We start from the raw sequence: 21282 nt of genomic DNA, 5'->3' as shown, positions 1-21282 counted from the left end.
TGCCAGTGATCGAATCACCGGATTTGATTGCCAACAGCGTCTTGAGCGCGTTTTCTGAAGAACGAAGTGGGGTTGGTCTCGGCGGCGGAGTGCTTTCCGGAACGTCTGCCAGCATTCTTCGATCGCCCGGAGGGTATCCCGGTAAGTGGGGTTCGTCCGTCCCATTGTTATCGTCCACCGGTGTTGACGGCGGCCGGCCAGGCGTCAAGCAGCGGGTCGACGGTGGGCGTCTGTGCCGACCCGTCGACGGTCACCCCGTGTTCGACTTTATCGTCGGCGTCTGGCTGGACGGGGCTAGCGAGTTGCAGCCCGGCCGCAGCAGCGCGTTCGCCGAGGAGCTGTCGCCAGTAGGTGACGGTCGTCTGATAGTACCCCCCGTCGCCGACGGGGTAGACGAGCGTCTTGAACCCATCACCGACGAAGCGCGGCCCCAGTTTCGTCTATTCGCATTCGAGGTGGTGGTCGGCGATCGTCTCGATGGGCGTAGTGACGTCGTCGTCGGCTATCCGCGTGAGGAAGACGGGGATGTCGTAGCCCGACACGTGTTCACGCAGGCGGGCAAGCCCGCGAGCTTGGAGCGTCTCGGCGTGGCGGTCTCCGAGGATGTCGTCGACCCGGTACTGCGCGTCGAACGCGGAGGCAGCGACGAGCGACAGTATCCAGGCGCTAGTGTCGGAATCGTGATTCGAGCGATCGTCAGGGACTCGACGGTCGGCGGCGAACGGGCCGGTCGTGGTCGTCGCCCGGATGTGACTGTTCGCGGCCGACGACAGGCCACAGAGCGCGCCATAGTGCTAGTAGGCCGTGAACCCGCGGGCGACGTGGATCCGGTCGAGCAGGCGCTGGCTCGACGTGAGTCGGGAGAGCGAGTTCGTGGTCGCGTGGCCGTCCGCGTCGCCCAGAAGGCCGGCTCGTGGTGCATAAGGCGATGGTCGAGGACAAGCAACTGGAGGACAGGCAGCCAGGCGATCTCCCTGGTGGCCCGTCGCGAAATGCGGAGCCCGTCGTCGAAGAACTCGTGACGCTCGTACGGTGGTTCGCTGTTGATGAGCGACGAATCGTCCCAAGAACGGCACTCGACGGCCATCTCGGCCGGGAGCGAGCGGTCGGTGGCGTGCAGCGGACGTCGCCTGCAGCGATCGCTTCTCGTAACCGAGACTTCGACTCGGCGTCTTCGATACCGATCACGTGGACCACGCATACACAAGAGTGAGCGAGGTCCGCTCTCCCTCACACGAGGGCGTCGGCCCAGTCGAGTCTCCATCCTGATAGCCGCCGTATCCGCGACGAAGACCAGACAATCGGCCGATTTATACGTTGTGGGTAGAGTATCCGAAATATGGCACGGACAGTGTACTTTGTCGGTGCGGGAGCCATCGCTCGAAGCCACGTCGACAGCGTCCGGCATCTCCCCGACAGCGACGAGCTGGAGATAGCCGCCGCCGATCCGAGCCCCGAAGCACGCGCGGGGTTCGACGATCACGTCGCGGACGCGCGGCTGTACGAGAACAGCGAGGAGATGCTCTCCGAGTCGACGGATCCCGACGACATCGTCGTGATCGCCGCGCCGCCGTTCGTTCACCGCGACGAGGCTATCCGGGGGCTCGAGAGCGGCCGTCACGTCCTCTGTGAAAAACCGCTCGCGATGGACGTTTCGGAAGCCGAGGAGATGCTCGCCGCGGCCAGGGCGAACGACTGCGTCCTCGGGTCCTGTAGCTGTCGCCACTACCGGACGCCGGGGACAGAGAAAGTGAAGTCGCTCGTCAGGGACGGCGAGATAGGCGAGCCGTATCACGTGACGTGGGTCACTCGCGGGCAGCGCGGACGACCGGGGATCGAGTATCAACCGGAATCGAAGTGGTTTCTCGATAGCTCGCGGAGCGGTGGCGGGATCGTCATGGACTGGGGGCCCTACGAGTTCGCGACGCTCGACGACCTGTTCGACCCGGAGGTCGTCGACGTTCGACACGCCTGGACAGCACAGCCCGACACGGACGTCGATCCCGAAGACGTTCCGTTCGACGTGGAGACCCACGGCGGAGCGACGCTCGTCTATCAATCAGACAACGACAGCGTTACAGTGACCTACGAGCGGGCCTCGGGGACACACGGGGGCGCCCGAAACGTCACCGAGATCGAAGGGACGGAAGGGGCACTCCGCTGGTCGTGGACCGAGGTCGGCGAGTCGACGGTCACGCTGGCCCGCGACGAGAACGGCGAGGTCGTCGAGGAGCAGTTCACTGTGAACCCAGTGGACGAACTCGGCCCGCACGAACGTCCGCTGGTCTATTTCGATCGGGTGGTCAGAGACGGCGACGCACCGATCCGGACCGGCCCGGATGCGCTTGGTTCGTTCGCGGTCATCTGCTCGATCTATGACGCTGCAGAGTTTGGAGAGGCCCAGCATGTAGATCTATCGAATATTGGCGAGACCGCCAGTCCGTAATCCGGTTTCTGGCAGATATCGGAGCGGATCTCGGCATAGTTTCCTCGACACCAAACAAACCTGTGTAGAGAATGCCGGTTCGCGGCGCAAATATGGGAAATCCTGTACACCGTCGTGATCATCGAGATCTTGTTCCAATGTAGCGACCAAAGTCTGACTGAAGGCTATCGCCATCTCCACCCCCGACAAATCACGCCGCGCCAGCGTTTTCCCGATACCCATCGTCTCTAATAGTTTCTCGGTATTCGTGATGTTGCCAACGGTGTTGTCGCATTTACCGTGTTTCGTTAAGCGAATTGTGCCACCTCGCATGTGCGAGCAGCTACAATCGTTACTCTTACTGGTCCATTGGGTTGCTGTTGAGCGTTCTCAGTGATGAACAAATTTGGTCAGACGCTTCGAAGCAACTGTGAAAACACAAAATCTGAGCCGCATTTAGACGCTAGTAAGAGCGGTTGAGAGGCTGTTTCCAGAGTCGGTGAGTCGGAATAATCGACTAGTATTGCTAGTTTTCGAGCCGAGATCGGTCTGATCGGCCTGGATTGGTCGCAGTAGCCGGGCAATTCGGTACGGCTAAGCAATCGGACGAGCCGAACTATCAGCGTCTATTCACCCCGATCGAAGCACAAGCTCTCAACGGCCCGCAATTAGGCGTCTGAACAAAGCCTCAGCGCTACGATTCGAGAATATAGCTGTTCAATAGCGCTTTGAGACGCTCCTGTCGACCCGAGCGAACGTTGATGTCCTCGTTCTCGAGTGCGTAGCTCGCAAGTGATTCGAGATCGGTACGTCCCTCGGTGATGTCGGTGCCGATTCCCGTTTGATAGCTCTCGTAGCGGTCCTCCAGAACGTCCGCGAACTCACCGGTAGACCGGATTTCGTGCGCGACTTCGAGTCCGCGGGCGAACGCATCCATTCCGGCGATATGACCGTGGAACAAGTCGACGGGCTCGAACGATTCTCTGCGGAGTTTCGCATCGAAGTTCAGCCCGCCGGGTTCGAGTCCACCGTTTTCGAGAATCTCGTACATCGCGAGTGTTGTTGCGTACACGTCGGTGGGGAACTGATCGGTATCCCAGCCCAGCAGTTTGTCGCCCTGATTTGCATCGATGCTTCCCAGCGCGTCGTTGATCCGTGCGTAGCGAAGTTCGTGCTGGAAGGTGTGACCAGCTAGCGTCGCGTGATTCGCCTCCAAGTTGAGGTTGAACCGATCATCGAGACCGTGATCGCGAAGAAATGCCAGAACGGCCGCAGCGTCGAAGTCGTACTGGTGTTTGGTCGGCTCCTTCGGTTTCGGCTCGATTAACAACTGGCCGTCGAAGCCGATGTCGTCGGCGTAGTCCGCTGCCATCCGCAGGAACCGACCCATATTGGTCAGTTCCAGATCCATATCCGTGTTCAGCAGCGTCTTATACCCCTCACGACCTCCCCAGAAGACGAAGTTTTCGCCGCCGAGACGGTTCGTGACGTCCATCGCTTGCTTGACCTGGGCTGCCGCATGGGCGAAGACGTCGGCGTTGGGAGCGGTGGCCGCGCCATGGGCGTATTTCGGTTCGAGGAATAACTGCGCCGTCCCCCAGAGGAGGTCGATATCGGTCTCAGCCATCTTCGTCTGCATTCGGTCGACGATCGCATCGAAGTTCTCGTTTGTCTCGGCGAGCGAGTCTCCCCGTGGAGCGATGTCCCGGTCGTGGAAGCAGAAGTACGGGATCCTAAGTTTTTCCATGAATTCGAAAGCGGCGTCGACGCGCGCCTCCGCCCGTTCCATCGGGTCCGCGATGTCGTTCCACGGCCGACGCATCGTCCCGGAACCGAAGGGGTCAGACCCGTCGTGCGTGAACGTGTGCCAGTACGCGACCGAAAACCGGAGGTGCTCCTCCATCGTCTTCCCTCCGATGGACCGCTCGGGGTCATAGTACTTAAACGAAAGCGGATCCTTCGAGTCCGGCCCCTCGTACTTCACCTGATCGACGTCTGGGAAACACTCTGTCATTTATTATTTTCTCCGTGCGCAGGCGTTGTAATGTATCAATGTTGATCACTTATACTTTGTGGAGCTCGGAACGTCGCGTTTACACTGTGTCACCGTGGTAGAGAGTAATCGCATGTAGACGTAATCTTGCGGCGCTCCGTTCTAGCGTTCAAAGCAGTTGGTGCTGCTAGCGCCGGGCGTTGAGCGAGCCATATCAACGAAAACGATGAATGGCTACTCATCGAAGAAGACGGACGTTACAGTTCCAGCACGTCATGGCGGTCAAGTTCGAGGTCATATCCGACTACTTCGACCATCGTTATCAGCGCACAGGTCGAGCAGTTCGTGCTCGATCGGTCGCTAGAGCAGACTGTAGGGTAGCTGGTTCATCGCGGCAGGAATTAGGGAAAGGAATAAATACGTCTGGTAGGTCGGTTGGACCGTTGCAATGGAACCAGCACTCATTCTTCCACCCGAACGCGACGAACGGTGGGATCTCGCCAGACAGATCGGCATCGAACAGGCCGTTGTCAACACGATGAACATCGGTAACGGGCACCGCTATCAGGGGTACGACGAGTTACTCCGTCTCTCGAATCGGTTTGAGAACGCCGGGTTCAATCTGGCTGTCATTGAGGAGTCGTTTCCCCTCTCGAACACCACGATCCTGGGGAAAGACGGCCGAGACTCGGAGATAGAGGCGTTTTGCGAGTTCCTGCGGAACGCTGGTCAGGTTGGTCTCGACACCGTCTGCTACGACTGGATGGCGACGCGGTGGGCCAGGACTGGCACAAGTGTCCCGACGCGGGGCGGGTCGCTCACCACAGCTTATGATCACGAACAGATGCAGCGCGGGCCGGACCACCCGGACGCGCCCGTGACTGCCGACCAGCTCTGGGATACCCTGGAGTACTTCCTTGAACGCGCGGTCCCGGTGGCAGAGGAGGCAGGCGTCGACCTGGCGCTACACCCGAACGATCCGCCGATCTCGCCAGTTCGTGGTGTCGAGCGCATCATCACTTCCCCGAAAGCCTACGACCGCGTCCTTGACCTCGTCTCCTCAGAGCGCAACGGGATCGCGTTCTGCCAGGGGAACTTCTCGGCGATGGATGTCGAGATACCTGAGACGATCCGCCACTTCGGTGACGACATCAACTACGTCCACTTCCGCGACGTCGTCGGGGACGCGTCGGATTTCGAGGAGACGTGGCACGACCAGGGCCCGACGGACATGGGCGCTACCATTGACGCCTATGATGACATCGGCTTCGAAGGACCGGCCCGCCCCGACCACGTTCCGACGATGGCCGGTGAAGACAACGACGTCCCCGGCTACGAAACCAAAGGACGGCTATTCGCCATCGGATACATGAAGGGCCTCATGGACTCATAACGCCCCACGCCGGAACCGAACAAGTCGCCGACCTCCCCTTTCTTACACGCGCTGCCGAAATCCCAGAGCGACGACGCTGAGGAAATGTCCCATTTGGCCGCTCGGCCATGAACTTCTATTGTACACGTACAGTCATCCAAACCTGGTGGGTCCCACTCACGACCGTCGCGGTAGGATTTTAGCCCTCCCGAATAGAAGCAAACTCATGATACGTGGCAGAAGCAAGCTAGAGAACAGTGACGAACACGCACTAGCTCTCGACTGCGTCGAAGAATCGATCCGCGCGGCAGCACCGGAGACGGCAACGCGGTCCGCAGTGACACTCGACGGCGAGACGCTCATGATCCAGGGGACCGAGTTCAATCTGACCGAATACGACGATGTCCTCATCGTCGGCGGCGGCAAGGCCGCTGGCGGCGTGACCCGAACGCTCGAATCGATTCTAGACGACCGCATCACCGGTGGACTGGTCGTGAGCAAGACCCCCGTCGAGACGATCTACGTCGAGATAGTCGTCGGCGATCACCCCGTCCCGTCGGCGACGAACGTCGAGGCGACCGACGCCCTTCTCGAACTCGTCGACGCGGCCGACGAGCGGACGCTCGTTCTGTTCGTCCTCACTGGTGGCGCGAGCTCGCTCCTTGCGAGCCCAGCAGGCGACCTGACACTCGCCGACCTCCAGACGACTACCGAGCGGCTGCTCGAGGGCGGCGTCCCCATCGACGAGGTCAACACCGTCCGCAAGCACTGCTCGGCCGTCAAGGGCGGGCGCCTGGCACATCGCGCCACCCCCGCGGATATGGCCGGAGTCGTCCTTTCGGACGTCGTCGGCAACGACCTGTCGACGATCGGGTCCGGACCGTCGGTGCCCGACGAGACGACGTTCGCGGACGCCAGCGCGATATTTGACCAGTACGACATCGACCCGCCCGGCGCGGTCGCCGACCACCTTGCGGCGGGCGCCGACGGAAACGCTGAGGAGACGCCGTTCCCGGGGGACCCAGCGTTAGACGGCGTCGAGAACGTCCTTATCGGCGACAACGCTACCGCACTCGACGCCGCACGATCTGTTGCCGAGGACGCCGGCTACGAGCCCCTGCTTCTCTCCTCGCGCCTGCGCGGCGAGGCCCGCGAGGTAGCCAAGACCGTCATCGCCGTGGGTGAGGAGATCTCAGCGACGGGCGAACCGGTCGAACCGCCGACCGTCGTCCTTGGCGGGGGTGAGACTACCGTTACGGTGACGGACACAGGCGGTAGCGGCGGCCCAAACCAGGAACTCGTCCTCTCTAGCGCGCTGGAACTCGACGGGCCCGGCATCATTGCGGCTGTCGACACGGACGGCGAGGACGGCAGTTCCGACGCCGCCGGCGCCATCGCGGACGCGACGACCGTGACTGACGTCGGGGTCGCGCGCGACCACCTCGCGCGCAACGACGCCGGGACCTACCTCGCGGAGACGGGCGTGACGATAGAGACCGGGTCGACGGGGACGAACGTCAACGACGTCATCGTCCTCGTGGTACCGGACGACGTGGACTGATACGGACAGTCGTACCTGTTTTCGACAGGGCTACAAACCCGGGCGCATCGCGGGTGGACCACTCGCCCCGAGTCGTCACGGCGTACTGACGTACACCGGTCTGTGTGACGGCTGTCTAGAGGTGTCTTCGAACGCGAGAACTGTCGACTCTGTTACTCGCTGATGACCAGATTTGTCAGCGTCCCGATTCCCTCTATCTTGGCTTCGCACGTCTGGCCGGGATCAAGCACCTTGACCGGGTCGCCCGCTCGCAGCGTCATCTGCTGGCTGATGTACGAAACGAGTTTGCCCACGTCGAAGATGAACTGCTCGGTGTTCGAAGACTGCTTGACCGCGCCGTCGACGCGCATCTCGATGTCGACATCGTTCGGGTCGAAGCTGTCGCCGGCCACGAGCGTCGGGCCCATCGGCGCGAACGTGTCATAACTCTTCCCGCAGAAGAACTGACCATCGACGTCTTGGGCTGTCCGGCCGCTGACGTCGTTGATCACCGTGTAGCCCGCGACGTGGTCGTACACCTCGGACACCGAAAGGTCCCGCACGCGCTCACCCACCACGACGCCGAGTTCCACCTTGTAGTCCACCTGCTCCTCCCCGTAGGGGTCGGGGTGGACAATGGGGTCGCCGGGGTTCGTCACCGCCGTCGACGCCTTGCCGAACAGCATTGGTCGCTCGGGGATCGCCTCATCTTGCTCCTCGTTGTGGTCGCGGTAGTTTAGGCCCGCAGAGACGATCTTGCCCGGGGTTGGCACGGGCGCGAGCCGCGATACTGCGTCTACTGAGACGCGGTCAAGACTGACTCCTACATCGGCCAACGCGTCTACCTCCACAACACCGCTCTTGGGAACGTCATCCTAGCATACCTGACGCGCGACCGGGTTGACGAGATACTCGACCGGCACGGTATGCCCGCGACGACGGAACAGACCAATCACGGACCGGGAGGAACTCTATACCTGGCTCGAACAGGCCCGGGAGGAGAAGATCGCGTTCGACGAAGAGGCGCGCGCGTGGAGGGGCTACGCTGCGTCTCCGTTCCCATCGTGAACACCGAAGACACCGTCAACGGCGCTATCAGCGTCTCGGGGCCCGCGAGCCGGTCCTTGGGAGACTGGTTCCATGAGGGACTTCCGGAGAAGATCAAGACCATCGCCAGCGTGATAGAGCTGGACATCACCTACGTCCGAGTGGCTCCAGTATACTGCGAATGCTTTGTCCGTTCTGTTTTATTGATTAGCCATACTGGACGTTCTTATTGTATCGCTCTTTATTTTATTTATTTCTGCTCCGTTAGACTACTAATGAATTTGCTCTGTAGAATCGCTAGACAGCGATGCTACGACGGCATTATCTCGGTAGAAGAGAAGATACGGAGTGTTGTGAATTCGGAAATCCGCCTCTTCGCCCGAAATTCGGCGGAGAAAGCTAAATCAGTTGTCACAAATCCTGATGAACCCGCCGACCTCGAAGAAGGTAGCGGGTTCGCCGAATGGACGATGTTGACGCTGCTTGCGCTACGCATCGAGTTTGGGAAATCCTACCGCGAAATACTTGATTTGCTGAGTGAGATACCCATTATCCTCGACGAGATCGGGCTCACGCGATTTCCTCACTACACCGTTCTCCGTGATTGGTTCGAGAAAATCCCGACCGGGACCTGGCGCGCGTTTCTCAGGGCCTCCGCCGAGAAACGCACTGGTCAGGCTGCGATGGACTCGACTGGCTTCGACCGCGATCACCCGAGCAGCCACTATGCGAATCGATCAGACTACTGCGTCCGGGCGCTAAAAGTCACCGCCCTTGTTGACACGGAAACGCTGTACATCACCGATATTCACTCTACGACCCGCAAGAAATCCGACCAGCGGATCGGCCTGCAGGTCGCCCGGCGCAATGTCTGCAACCTGCGGAGCCTCGCTGCTGACCGTGGCTACGACACCAAAGCCTTCTGTGACGAACTCCATGCGCACGAAATTCGCCCGCTCATCAAACAACGGATCGACTCGTCGCTGGATCACGCCCACAACGCCCGCATGAACAGCGACGACTACAACAAGCACTTGATGAGCGAAACCGTCTTCTCTTCAATCAAGCGCACGCTCGGCGCTGCCGTGCGTGCGCGAAGCTGGTCCCTCGAATTCCGCGAAATGATCCTCAAAGCCACCGTCTACAACCTCCGCCGGAGCGTCCGATACCCATGAAATAACCGCAGTGTGGCGCTCCTACAGAGAAAATAAATCCTGTATTTGATACACTATTTTCGGGATATCGAACGTATACTGTGGGTAAGTTTAGCTCGATACTCGGTGTCACGGTACATGCGGAAGACAGTGGCCGGACGACACTGACACTGGCCTCCGAGCCCACCCGGTAACACCTCCAGTGCGCGTGTCACGCCGCCCCTCGACTGCAACGGGAGTCGCAGGATGGGAGTGGTGTAACAACTCACTAAATAACAACCCTAGTTTTGTAATTTCAATACACACCGGACCGTGTCCGCTCGCGAGGTGTCCTCTGGACGGCCGTGGGAGTGTGATGGTACTATTATTTTCTTTGGCCCTCAATCTACCTGCACGTATCCCAGCCAGCACCCTGCGGCCGGGTGGTCGCTGAAACCGTCCTCTATCGAGATTCAGTAGTGACACCGATCCGCTTGCCACCCCGAAATATCCGAGCGACATTGGATACCCGCCTCGCGGAAGCCGTATCGCGTCCACTAGGCTGCTAAGGCAGAAACCGGACGTCCATGCCCGTCGGAGAAGCGGACTGTGCACTCGCTCCAGAACGTCCGGGGCGGGCGGTCGACGACTCCGATAGCTCTGTGCTTTCATTCGTGGGGCGATGCTGGGACACGAAACCCACACTGACTATCCGACGCCGGTACACAGTGTACCGATCGCTCGCGCGCTCAACGACGGCCCACCCCTGGGATTCACACCACAAGAATCAATTTCCTTTACTATATCTAGATCTTACAAATTTAGCTTTCCGCCCCGCGGATGGACACTCGACAGTGTGGTCTGGCGTGCTGGTTGAGCAAGGACCCGAACGCCGCCTGTGGTCGTCCCGTCGGACAAACCGGCCCCGCGTCGGCCTCACTCTCAGTCCTACCCACGTACCGGCTTGCAACGCCAGGATGCCGACCACGGGCCTGTATGCCTTGGTGCGGCCGTGTCCAGGGTCCAGCTGTTGGGCCCGATATCGCCAGTGCTCGGGCTGCGACTCATCCCCTATCACGGTGATCTGATGTACCTCCAAATCCGGGGAACTGAACACTATCTGTTCCGGAATGACCACGAGCGGTGATTCATCTTTCAGTCCTCAGCCAAGGAGTCCGTCGACGACTTCGTTCGCTGGATGTATATCCCCGAGGACAAGCCCGCCGAGATCGCCCGGACAGCGCTTCGCCAACGGACGGTCATCGGCTACAGGTACGTTCAGCGGGGGGAGACTCCCGAGCCGGTGGCGACGACGATGACAGCGATGTTCGTCAGTGGACCGTGGCCTGACGATAACTACGAGTGTGGTCCTGTGAAGCTGAGTTCAAATCGCCTCGAGTTTACGCCCTTCACTGCTGGGAGGCCCATCCGTGGGTTCCAAACCTGGAGCAGATTCGGATTTACCGCTCCGTCCCCGAGTGACGATAAAGCCAATTCTTCATGATGTGGTTCTGATAGTTTATGTTTTATTCCGGATCGATGAGCATCGGTCACCGCTTGCTCGAGTGGTTCATCTGTATCGAGTCGCATTAGCCAACTATAGATCGTTCTTCGACCGGTGTCGTGTCACTCTGGGAGTTCGGTCTGCGTGATGCCGTTCTTGTTGGCAACCGCCGCTAACAACCGTTGTCTCGGTTTGTTTCTTCTATCATGTCGTGGGCATCTTGGAGTTCTTCGACAGAGATCTCGTTGAGATGGTCCATTACAGACAGCAACAAAATATGGGCAGAAAACTCTAACGGGTACTGTAGTGCGGTTTCAGCAACGTTTATTCTATTCGTTGAGACAAAGAAATATGCGCGAACCCACGGCTGACGACCGAGTCGGTGTCCGAACCTGGGACCTAGGCGAGAAGCGTCTTGGGTATCTCCGCCAGCTGGGCATGACGAGTATGTTCGTTAACCACGCCGACACGGACGAGGAATCCGACGAGTTCAACGACCCCATTGCTTCGGATTCGGTGGCTGTCGGCCCCGGCACCATACCGTCGGTTGAGAAACTCGATGCCGCCCACGAGCGCGTCGAGGACGCCGGCCTGCCCCTGTTAGGCATCCACTCACTGCCCTACTCGTTGTACGGCGACATCATGTTCGGCCGCGAAGGGAAAACCTGGGCTCTAGAGGAAATTTCGACGCTTATCGAAAACCTCAGTGAGGCGGACATCCCAACTATGGGCTACCAGTAGAATCCATGGGGGTCGTGCCGAAGCGCACCACGCCCGTTGAGGTGCGCGGAGGCGCCGAAGCCGCCGTATTTGACCTCTCGGAGAACGGCGACCTTGATGCCCTTCCCGAGAAGCTCGACCGCGGGTACACCGAGACAGAGTTCTGGGAGAATCACCCCGAGTTCCTCGAAACCGTAATCCCGGTTGCCGAGACCACGGGCATCGAGGTGTCCCTCCATCCCGTCAGCGGCCCTGTTGGAACAGGTCCATTGCAGTCGATTCTGATACGAATCAGCTCCACGGGATCATATCGGGCGCCGTGCCAGCGGTGCCCTTGCCCTCTTCGACTTTCAGCCGCTGCTCTCGCTATCAGCAATCTACTTCCTAAGAGAGCCCCTTTGATATGATATGGACCAATATGGGGAAGCCGTGAACTGAACGAGAGACCACTCTGGGGCCGTATCGATCCCGAAATGCCCAGATGCAGATTCTGGTCCTCGGGCTGGTGATGCAACTTGGAAATAGATGGTCGAGGGCTTGATTACCGGCGAACTGGCCAGGAACAGTGATGGAACCTCCCTGTGTCAAAATGGGTAAGAATCCCGAGACTAACAACCATAGGGGTGTTATGCATAACAACGTCTCGGGTCCAACATTCATTCACCGCGGTTAAGGCCAAGTCAACTGGCGTCATGCTGAAGCCTCGATAATGTGTGGTAGAATTTCCCACCTGTGATGGCCACGTGAAGGTTTATATCTTCACTCCATGCTGTTGTCTAACATACTCATGGCTATTTGAGTTTGTCTACTATATCTTGCGTCCATTAAGTTGTGGGAAACCACTCAAATTCAGCATTTTAAATTACGTACGTTGCTTCATCGCTATAGTATCTGTACGATGTGGTATCATTTCCCCTCATACATGAACGCAAAATCTGTTATATTATAATGAAGGCGCCCTCAGTATAACTTTCTTGGGCTGGGATCTTGATGTGAGTTACTGGGGGACATCCCTACATTCAGAATAATTGAACAAAGTGGAACCGAATTTCACTTCATCACTCTACTAGTTGATGTCATGAGGTATTCTTAGAAGTTGGTCAGTTATTACGCAAAGCTCTCTAACATTTCTAACCGCTACCGCACTGTGTCTGGGATCGTTCGTTGGTTAGGGCAGTTGAGATGAAGATGGGGCGAGTGGTGTAGATGGTGGCTCTTGGCGACGGATACGAAAGGACCAGCTTCGTTTGTTGAGTAGCATCACGAAACGCGTCCGGCTAAATTTACGATATTTGTAGGGAATTGGGGCGGCTAAATCGCTGTGAACGTGCCTACTCGGGCAGGAAATTCGTTAAAACCGGGTAGCTATCTGTCTGATACCGTTTCCATAACCCGCTCCGCCGATCGAAAGAGTGGTACTACCAAGACGTAATCGAGACGTCTCGTAGCGATTTGTCGATAGGTAGTTCGACACGGCCACCTATATGGTGTGAGAGGTAGATACTGACGATGATCGCGAGAGATTTCGTGGCTACCTCTCCCGGAGACCGGTTTTCGACGTCTTCGGTCAGGAGATCTGCTATATGCTGTGCTGCGTTGAGGAACGCTGATTTGTAGTCTCCCTCCCAAGTCCAAGTCCCGTTTATACCCTGTAAGTCAGACTCGACGTGCTCGCCGTTTTCCAGACGCCAGTAGCGCCACTCTCCGTCGTCGTTGTTGAGATAGAGCTTTCCTTTGTCTCCGATGATGTTGAACGTCATCGATGATTCTTCTCGTGGTACCGTACAGTCAATGGAGGCAACCGCACCCCCTTCTGTCACGACAAAGCCGCTCCCGCCTGCGTCGGTGACTTGGACGTCTGCATCTAGTGCGTCGACAGCCTCGTTAGTGCCGTTGATATACCCTCCTACCATCGCTGGTTCGATATTCATTAGATACAGTAGCGTGTCCAGTACGTGTGTCGAATTACGCATGAGCTCCATTCGGTACTGTGCAGTGATAGACTGGGGTTGACCGATGATATTTTCCTCTCGAATGAGCTGCCTGAGTTGTTGGAATTTCTTTGTGAACCTGAACGAATGGTTCACTACAAGTTCCGTGTCGGTGTCGGCACAAGCAGCACACATTGCGTCGGCTTCCGCTACTGACGACGCGATCGGTTTCTCACACCAGATCACATCGGGACTGGCGGATGACCGAGCGGCATCAACGACGTGGTCGTGGTGGAGGTACGATGGGGTGCAGACGGACACGACGTCAAGGTCCTCCGCCTTCAGCATCGCGGTGTGGTCTTCGTACCTAGCGTCAATCGGTAACTCCCAGGCGTCTCCGAAACGATTCAGTTTTTCTGAGTCCACATCGGCAGCAGCGACAAGTTCCAAGTTCTCGGTGGCTTCGTATCCCCCCGCGTGGCTTGCTTCTATCTTCTCTTGACCGATCTTCTCCTCGTCGTGCATCCCGAGGATTCCCATCCCGGCGATCCCTCCTGTCCCGATGATACCTGCCCGATACGTCATTTGGAAATTACCTCTCTTCCACGAGTTCTACTGTTCCAATTCGACGACACAGTCTCTATCGTATTCGTCTGATCGCCCGCCTGTATCGAGATGTATGCAACGCCAGGTTCGAAATCTGCGCTGTTTCCGCCACCAATTGTCCTGGCGGTCGATTGTCCTCGAGAATGGACGTTCGCTCTCGTTCGACCAACCTGTGAGTTCATACGTTCGCGATGAAGTCGGTATCGAATAAAAGCGTTGCCCTGCCGCTGTGCAGGGCCATCCACAGTCCCTTGTGACGGTGTATAGCCGAGGGAGAACTCATACGTCGAATCCAAAGTCCGACGTGGAAATTCATGCAAACCGGAACGGTTCGTCCGAGACCACGTAGGGCCAACCTTGGTCGTCAAAGTCGATTTCCCGAGTACTGAACTTCGGTAACCCAGCAAAGTCGCCGTCGTAGTAGTGGAACGACATCTCCAAACGTCCGTCATCGTGGGTGTAGATGCCTGTGTGGCCTGGTCCGATGTAGCGCCCGTCGGTCTTAATAAGCAGTTTCCCTGGGAAGGTTTCGAGGTCGTTTCGCTCCTCGGGCCAGGGATAGTGATCCATGAAACTCCGTCCCTCGTGATCTACGTATGGTCCGTACCGTTCTTTCGACCGGCCAACCACGATCGCATATGTACTGTCGGTTCCACTACAACAGGTCCCGACGTTGACGAACAGGTAGTAGTAATCGCCGTTTTTGAAGCTGTAGGCCGCTTCCCCGAACGTCGTGACAGGGTGGAAAGCGGATTTTGCATTCTTGTAGTATCCGGGCGTTTCGGTATCTAAACCGGCGAGCCGACCAGTGTCCCTATTCATCTCGGCGATGGCGATGACGCGTTCTCCGTAAGGATCCCACGAACCGACGGTCATGTACATTTCCCCATCATCGTTCCAGACTTGCGGGTCAACGGCTCGTGGCCAGCCGGCTGCGGCGGTTTTGTCGTCTGAGTAGTATACTGGGTACGGCTCCATCGTCCACTCTTTGTTCGGATAGCCCCCCGTCGCGGTTGCGCGGAATAGTGCCGCGAACATAGCCGGCTCTTTGCCGTTTTCTCTGGCCCATTCCTGCGCTGGAATGTTGTTCATCCAGAAATACACTGTATCGGCATCATAGAGGGACGGTGCGATACAGGCGATGTCGGTGTGGATGGATTGCTCCGAAGGATCGTACCCGTACTCCTCGAGCCAGGGGAGCATCCATTGGTTGAAGTTTGGAATGGAGTTCTCGCCGGTCGTAAGTGGCCACACGCCTTGGGCTTGCCATTTCGGATCATCTGCATCCATCTCGACGACGAAATTCCGAAGATGGTGGTTTCGTAGCCCCGGTGTTGGCGTTGAACAGAAAAACGAGTAGACATTCGGAGCTATCTTGACTACGTTCGTCGGATCGTGAACCCACTGGTCAGGTTCGGAGACGTCTGAAGAGCTGGGGGTTATAGTAGCTGACTGATTGGCACTTGGCTCTTCAGTGGTTGCACTGTCGTCAGTCGGCGTGCTAGTGGGCGAATCGTCGGGCGTTGGACTCGGTTCACCGTCCCCAGGCTGTGTCGACTCGGAACGGTTCTGGCCACACCCTGCGAGCGTCGCGATACTGGCGAGCCCTAGCGTCGAGAGTACGCCTCGCCGTGTCAAGCGTCTCTCGTCGTCGAATCCCGCATCGCCACTGGTTTCCATACCCCACGATTATTTCATAATTCACATAAATATTGTCTTGTTGCGACGTTACTTTGGGTCATCGTACAGGTTTCGGGCCACGTGGCTGTCAGCGGAGAGCAAGCGCGCCAAGGACGGTCCGTAGTCGAAGAGTGCGATCAGGAAAATCGTCAACGGATACAGCGACCGGGCAGGTACCGCTGCGGGCCGTCGCTGGGGCAGATCACGTCTCGTCCCGACTCCGGCTCGCCGGTCGAATCGGAAAATACGGAGCGGGGAATGACACCGCCGGTGACGGCTCGATTCAGCTCTCAGGGACGGTTACCCGGACGAACGAGTACGGCTCTAGCGTGACCGCTACCGTCCCGTCCTCGATATCGGACGTCGAATACTCCGGCGTCACTGCTTCGGGATCCTCGCGGGAGTTCTGCGCGTACCACGTGTCCGCGCCGAGCGTGGCGAGTTCCGCCTCATCTCCGGCATCGTATTCGCCGAGGTCGACGGTCACGTCGATCGCCTTCTCGTGAGTCGTCCGGTTTACGAGTACGATGCGCAATGCGTCCTCGCCCTCGGCCGCCATCGCGTCGACGGCGGGGACGTCCTCGACACGCGCTATCTCCCGGAACGATTGGCCCGTCGAAATCGTATCACAGGCAACTTCGACACCGATCGGGGTGTCACCGGCGAAGGCCGCCATCAGCGTTCGGCCGTAGTGGCACGGGTCTGCCCAGACTCGCTCGCCCGCCTTTCGGAGGCCGCCGCCGTGGTTGACGCTGGCCGAGTGCGTGAGCATCCTGGCGAATCCGCCTGTCCGGATCATCTCGTTACGGATGCAGGCGTCATAAAGGACTTCGCTGATCGTTAGCGGTGTCGGCATCGTCTCGCGCGTTAGTTGCACGGACTCCTCGTCGCCGTCATGGTCACCGATCCCCGCGAAGATCTGCAGTTCGGTCATGTCGTAATGGGGGTCCTCGATACCGGCCGCTCGCATGCGTTCCTTGAGTCCGAGCATCTCTTCCCCGAGTTGTGCGGAGAAACCCATGTACGCTCGCACCAGTTCTTTGGGGTCGGTCGTCGGATCGACACCGCCGCACGCGAGGATGTGGTCCGAGAAGACGCGGACGTCGTCACCCACCCGCTCGAGAAGCGTGTCGTTCCACCGCCCGTTCGACGCCAGTGGGTCGACCATCTCGGGGACGTCCATGTTTTCGAGTCCACACGCGATGATGTCGATGTCGGCGTCGACCTCGAGCATGGCCTCGCGGAAGCGCTCGTAGCGGTCTGCGTACCCGGTTGCGGTCGTCCAGTGTGTCTGCCACTGTCCCCACAGTTCGTTGCCGATCTCCCAGTGGGTGACGTCGTACGGTTCCGGGTGTCCGTGCTCGGCACGGAGTCGCCCCATTTCGGTCTCTTCGGGGTCGCCGTTGCAGTACTCGACCCACTTCGCGGCTTCTTCGGGGGTTCCGTCTCCGGCGTTGACGCAGATCATCGGCTCACACCCGACGTGCTCACAGAACTGCATGAACTCGTCCGTTCCGAACAGGTTGTACTCAAGCCCGTCCCACGCGGGGTTGGGTTTGGTGGGCCGTTCATCGACCGGTCCAATGCCGTCCTGCCAATGGTATCCCGATACGAAGTTCCCGCCCGGCCAACGCAACAGCGGGAGATCGGATTCGCGGAGTAGTTCGACGACTTCCGGGTCGGCGTGATCGACGTGATCAGTAGGGTACAACAGAACCCGCTCGACGACGAGTTCGGCGGGTGTATCGGTCGTCAGGGATGTGCGATACACGTCGTCTGGCTCGACGTCCGACGGAAGGCTCAGTGTTCCTTCGACAATCTCCCAGTCCGTGTCCACGTCGAGGGGAGTCGTAGCGAGAGGTTCACCGTCGTCGCTCGAAACGGTTACTCGTGCGGTGGTCGGCTCGGGTGCACGGATCTTACACCGGAACTCGTAATCGTGTACTCGATGAAGCGGGAGGTGGGTACGTTGCTCTACCCCTTGGTCGCTATCGCTCGTCTCGATCCGCTGTGCACGGTTGCCGCTCGGCCCGGTATCCGGACTGAACGAGACGCCCTCGTCCGTCGGGAGCCAGCCGAACGCGAGCGCATCCCTGTAGGCGTCCAGAAGCGCGTCGGGGTCCGTCGACTCGGGATACGCTAGCGGCCCATGGTGGTTCTCCACGGCCTCCCGGATCTGCTCTGGGTCGTCCGTCTGAATCTTCCCGCCACTGGGGCGTTCACGACCGGCGAAGTGCCACTCCCCGAAAACGGGGTTGAAGAGGATCTGCGCCTCCATTCCGTGGTAGATGTTGGTCCCCAGATGCTCGCAGAACTTCGCGAACAGATAGGGGTTGACCTCGTTATCGGCACGCCTGCTCGTGTCAACCGTCACATTGGCGACGGTAGCCTGGTCTGTCGACCGGTGAACCAGTAGTTCCGTGTCGGGCATACGGACACGCCGACTCGCCACCGGCTATTATAGATTTGGATATCGACGGGGGTCCAGGGGCGGATCCCGGGGAGTTACCAGCTTGCTTTGAGGCGGAGGATCTGGAAGACCCAGACCTGGCCGCAGGGCAGCGGGTTGGACGGGTCTTCAATGACTAGCGTCACGTCGCCGTCGTCATCGTTGAGGTACATCTTCGGTCCGTAAAACGGGCCGTGTTCAGATAACCGGGCGGTATCTTTGACTGAGAACTAGTTATGCTATCTGGAAACAAAACTTCGAATAGTAATTTAGACCTCTCTGGACCATCGGTAGACGATGAGAAGTAGCACCACCCCCGGCGAGAGCTCGCCTGATACTGTGACGTGCACGATCGTCCAGCGGGTCGCAGCCACCACAGGCCGAAGCATCTACCAGCTACCACCACTGTACGACGCGATCGACCCGGACGCGCTTGAAGCCCTCGTCGACTCCAGTGATTCCGGCGGGACATCGCTCTCAATCGCGTTCGATTACGCCGGCCATCGAGTAACAGTCAGCGCAGACGGCACTGTTCGCATCAGGACCGCTGAGAGACAATCTACAACCTCGGCCCTGTAATGGCAGACGTCAAGGACGAGCAGCTCTTCGTCAACTCCGAGGAGTGGATCCATCCGCCGGCGGACTCGACGAAGTGGTAGTACGACTACCGGACAAACGTGCTGGCGTACAACGTGCGCAGGGACACCGTGCAGGCCAAACTCAACTGACCGTGCCCTGCGTCGGTGATAGTCGTCAACTCTCGTTTCGGTGTCTTCCGCAACGCCGCCGTTCGGCCGTCGGGTACCGGTCTTCGGTTTGCAGTCAGGCGGTGATGACGACACCGAGCGTTTCGTCCGGACTCTCAAGCAGCGCCTCGTACCCGGCCCCGGTTTCCGAGAGCGGAAACCGGTGGGTGACCAGCTTGTCGACCGCCAGTTCACCCCTGTCGAGTAGGTCTATCGACGTCTGGAGGTTCCGTCTGGTCGTCCACGGGACGAGCTCCTCGGGGTAGTCCGCGCCGCGTTCCCACTCGGGATCGTGGTAGCCAGGCCCGGGACGGGAGGCCGCGCGCACGTCCATGTTGCCCACCGACAGCGGGTAGTCCGCCTCAACATGCGCGTTCCCGACGATGACGATCCGGCCGTACTCGTGTCCGTCCGGCGCTTCTTTAGTCATCTCGATGAGATCGTGAAACGCGTCGGTCCCGTCCCCACCGAAGCAGATAAATCCGCAGTCGATCCCGGCGCCGTCCGTGAACTTGTCGACAGCCTCGACCGGGTCCGTCTCCCCGGCGTCTATCGACCGTTCGACACCGGCTTCTCGGGCGATCTCGACCCTGTTCGGCAGCATGTCGACGCCCGCCACACGTGCGCCGGTAGCGCCGGCAACTTGCGCAGTGAGTTGGCCGACAATCCCGAGCCCCATCACGGTCGCGCGTTCGCCGATCTGGAGATCGCCGCGGCGGACGGTGTGTAGCGCCGTGGCTGCGAGGTGGTTGAACGAGGCCTCCTCGTAGGTCACCTCCTCGGGAATCGCGACGCAGAGGTTCGTTGGGACCGTCGCGTATTCGCCGTGGACTGCGTATCCCGACCCCATACACGCCACTCGATCGCCTTCCTCGAATCGGTCGACGCCGTCACCGACCGCAGCGACGTCGCCCGCCCCCTGGTAGCCGAGCGGCGTCGCATCGGCGTCCGGGTCCGGGTTCTCGCGGCGGTGCTGAACGTACCCGGCGTTCGATCCCGGGCTGATGAGCGAAGCCTCGACCTCGATGAGAAGCTCTCCGGGCTCCGGTTCGGGGACCGGACAGTCCTCGAGGACGATTTCCCCGGTTCCGTCGACCATCGCAACAGTATTGGTATCGGCCATAGCGAGATTTGTTACGGACGCCCGTTACTAATGAGTATGCGATCCGGTGGGGTATTCTGTCAGGACCACCGGGGAAACACACGATTGACAGCGGCTAGTCCGAACCAACTCGCACTATCCGCCACACTTCCGCGATATGTGCTTTTAAAATGTCTCGTGCCATAGGACGCACCATGCAGCAGGTGATGTTTACCAAGATGTGGAAGCGCATCGGCGGGTGCTCAGTCGAGGAGACGGGGGAGTACCTTCGGGACCTCGGATTCGACGGGGCCGACCTTACGGTCCGCGACGGCGGTCACGTCGCTCCCGGGGCAGTGCGAGAGCGGTTGCCCGAGGCGGTCGAGACGCTCGACTCGCTCGGGCTCTCGGTTCCGATGATCACGACATCGATCACGAACGCGGATGACGAACACGCTGAGGCAATCTTCGAAACCGCATCCGAACAGGGCGTCGAGTTCCTCAAACTGGGGTACTGGGGGTACGACGGGTTCGGGTCGATGACCGAGCAACTGGACGCGATGGGGCGCGACCTAGACGATGTCTGCAAACTCAGTCGGCGCTACGACGTCACGCCTGCGGTACATATCCACTCCCACGACGTGCTCTCGTCGAATCCAGCGGTGCTCTGGGACTTGCTCCGCGACTACGACCCGGACCACGTCGGAGCGTACCTTGACCCAGGACACATGGCCCTCGAAGGCGCGGGATCGGGTTGGGAGATGGGGATGGATCTCCTGCAGGACTATACGAAGATGGTCGCGGTCAAGGACTTCGGGCTGGTGCAAGAGCCACAGATCGGTCGACGGGACTCGGAGTGGACGAGTCGGGCGATGCCCCTGGACAGCGGGCTCGCACCGTGGCCCGAGGTGTTCGAGTGTTTAGACCAGATGGACTTCGACGGCCCCCTCTCGATCCACGGGGAGTACCACGTCGACGACGTCGACGTGCTCTACGACCAGACCGAACTTGACCTCGAGTACCTCGACACTGTTCGGTGATTGGTTAGAAGTCCC

At 59.2% G+C, this 21282-nt stretch carries 15 protein-coding genes and 3 pseudogenes; 10 read left to right on the top strand and 8 right to left on the bottom strand.

Going from position 1 to position 21282, the window contains the following annotated elements; translation table 11 throughout:
• Window positions 1-63: 63 nt before the first annotated feature.
• Window positions 64-165 (bottom strand): annotated as a pseudogene (locus ACMGFE_RS26075) (DUF8156 family protein); the annotation flags it as partial.
• A gap of 92 nt (window positions 166-257) precedes the next feature.
• Between ACMGFE_RS26075 and ACMGFE_RS22700 the strand changes: the two are divergent.
• Window positions 258-1022 carry a hypothetical protein gene (locus tag ACMGFE_RS22700; protein ID WP_436927561.1) on the top strand — a complete coding sequence of 255 codons (765 nt, stop codon included), beginning with the start codon at window positions 258-260 and terminating at the stop codon, window positions 1020-1022.
• Window positions 1023-1339: 317 nt separating this feature from the next.
• On the top strand, window positions 1340-2446 hold the full coding sequence (locus ACMGFE_RS22695; protein ID WP_436927560.1) for a Gfo/Idh/MocA family protein: 1107 nt from the start codon (window positions 1340-1342) through the stop codon (window positions 2444-2446).
• Window positions 2447-3119: 673 nt separating this feature from the next.
• On the opposite strand, the gene xylA is transcribed toward ACMGFE_RS22695, so the two are convergent.
• Window positions 3120-4439, bottom strand: coding sequence for a xylose isomerase (xylA, locus tag ACMGFE_RS22690; protein ID WP_436927559.1), 1320 nt, complete (start codon window positions 4437-4439; stop codon window positions 3120-3122).
• 427 nt (window positions 4440-4866) lie between these two features.
• Between xylA and ACMGFE_RS22685 the strand changes: the two genes are divergently transcribed.
• Both ACMGFE_RS22685 and ACMGFE_RS22680 read left to right on the top strand, forming a co-directional pair.
• Entirely contained in the window at window positions 4867-5811 is a 945-nt protein-coding gene (locus ACMGFE_RS22685) for a mannonate dehydratase (protein WP_436927558.1), read from the top strand.
• 205 nt (window positions 5812-6016) lie between these two features.
• Complete coding sequence (locus tag ACMGFE_RS22680) at window positions 6017-7351, top strand: glycerate kinase type-2 family protein (RefSeq protein ID WP_436927557.1); 1335 nt, start codon at window positions 6017-6019, stop codon at window positions 7349-7351.
• Window positions 7352-7503: 152 nt separating this feature from the next.
• On the opposite strand, the gene ACMGFE_RS22675 is transcribed toward ACMGFE_RS22680, so the two are convergent.
• Window positions 7504-8181 carry a fumarylacetoacetate hydrolase family protein gene (locus tag ACMGFE_RS22675; RefSeq protein ID WP_436927556.1) on the bottom strand — a complete coding sequence of 226 codons (678 nt, stop codon included), beginning with the start codon at window positions 8179-8181 and terminating at the stop codon, window positions 7504-7506.
• Here ACMGFE_RS22675 and ACMGFE_RS22670 point away from each other — a divergent pair.
• Both ACMGFE_RS22670 and ACMGFE_RS22665 read left to right on the top strand, forming a co-directional pair.
• Window positions 8158-8451: pseudogene (locus tag ACMGFE_RS22670) on the top strand (IclR family transcriptional regulator domain-containing protein); the annotation flags it as partial. The gene ACMGFE_RS22675 and the pseudogene ACMGFE_RS22670 overlap by 24 nt on opposite strands.
• Window positions 8452-8730: 279 nt before the next feature.
• Window positions 8731-9552 (top strand): IS5 family transposase, encoded by an 822-nt coding sequence (locus ACMGFE_RS22665; RefSeq protein ID WP_436927555.1) that lies wholly within the window; start codon window positions 8731-8733, stop codon window positions 9550-9552.
• 1452 nt (window positions 9553-11004) lie between these two features.
• Here ACMGFE_RS22665 and ACMGFE_RS22660 read toward each other — a convergent pair.
• Window positions 11005-11273 (bottom strand): annotated as a pseudogene (locus ACMGFE_RS22660) (IS630 family transposase); the annotation flags it as partial.
• 92 nt (window positions 11274-11365) lie between these two features.
• Here ACMGFE_RS22660 and ACMGFE_RS22655 point away from each other — a divergent pair.
• Both ACMGFE_RS22655 and ACMGFE_RS22650 read left to right on the top strand, forming a co-directional pair.
• Window positions 11366-11755, top strand: coding sequence for a hypothetical protein (locus ACMGFE_RS22655; protein ID WP_436927554.1), 390 nt, complete (start codon window positions 11366-11368; stop codon window positions 11753-11755).
• A gap of 5 nt (window positions 11756-11760) precedes the next feature.
• Window positions 11761-12141, top strand: a complete 381-nt coding sequence (locus ACMGFE_RS22650) for a mannonate dehydratase (protein WP_436927553.1) — start codon at window positions 11761-11763, stop codon at window positions 12139-12141.
• A 1011-nt stretch (window positions 12142-13152) separates the two neighbouring features.
• Here ACMGFE_RS22650 and ACMGFE_RS22645 read toward each other — a convergent pair.
• The 3 genes from ACMGFE_RS22645 to ACMGFE_RS22635 form a co-directional block, all read right to left on the bottom strand.
• A complete protein-coding gene (locus tag ACMGFE_RS22645; protein WP_436927552.1) occupies window positions 13153-14250 on the bottom strand; it encodes a Gfo/Idh/MocA family protein in 1098 nt (365 codons plus the stop codon).
• Window positions 14251-14583: 333 nt separating this feature from the next.
• Window positions 14584-15951, bottom strand: a complete 1368-nt coding sequence (locus ACMGFE_RS22640) for a family 43 glycosylhydrolase (protein ID WP_436927551.1) — start codon at window positions 15949-15951, stop codon at window positions 14584-14586.
• A gap of 283 nt (window positions 15952-16234) precedes the next feature.
• Window positions 16235-18382 carry an alpha-L-arabinofuranosidase family protein gene (locus ACMGFE_RS22635; RefSeq protein WP_436927550.1) on the bottom strand — a complete coding sequence of 716 codons (2148 nt, stop codon included), beginning with the start codon at window positions 18380-18382 and terminating at the stop codon, window positions 16235-16237.
• 315 nt (window positions 18383-18697) lie between these two features.
• Here ACMGFE_RS22635 and ddfA point away from each other — a divergent pair, with 315 nt between their 5' ends.
• On the top strand, window positions 18698-18979 hold the full coding sequence (gene ddfA / locus ACMGFE_RS22630; protein WP_436927549.1) for a DdfA family disk-determining factor: 282 nt from the start codon (window positions 18698-18700) through the stop codon (window positions 18977-18979).
• Window positions 18980-19222: 243 nt separating this feature from the next.
• Here the strand turns inward: ddfA and ACMGFE_RS22625 are convergent, their stop codons facing one another.
• On the bottom strand, window positions 19223-20269 hold the full coding sequence (locus ACMGFE_RS22625) for a zinc-dependent alcohol dehydrogenase (protein WP_436927548.1): 1047 nt from the start codon (window positions 20267-20269) through the stop codon (window positions 19223-19225).
• Window positions 20270-20442: 173 nt separating this feature from the next.
• Here ACMGFE_RS22625 and ACMGFE_RS22620 point away from each other — a divergent pair, with 173 nt between their 5' ends.
• On the top strand, window positions 20443-21267 hold the full coding sequence (locus ACMGFE_RS22620) for a sugar phosphate isomerase/epimerase family protein (protein ID WP_436927547.1): 825 nt from the start codon (window positions 20443-20445) through the stop codon (window positions 21265-21267).
• Window positions 21268-21282: the final 15 nt, after the last annotated feature.

The sequence above is a fragment of the Halosimplex amylolyticum genome (assembly GCF_051414035.1).
Lineage (GTDB): Archaea > Halobacteriota > Halobacteria > Halobacteriales > Haloarculaceae > Halosimplex > Halosimplex amylolyticum.
The sequence above is the reverse complement of the archived record's forward strand: the minus strand, read 5'-3'. Positions and strand labels throughout refer to the sequence as shown.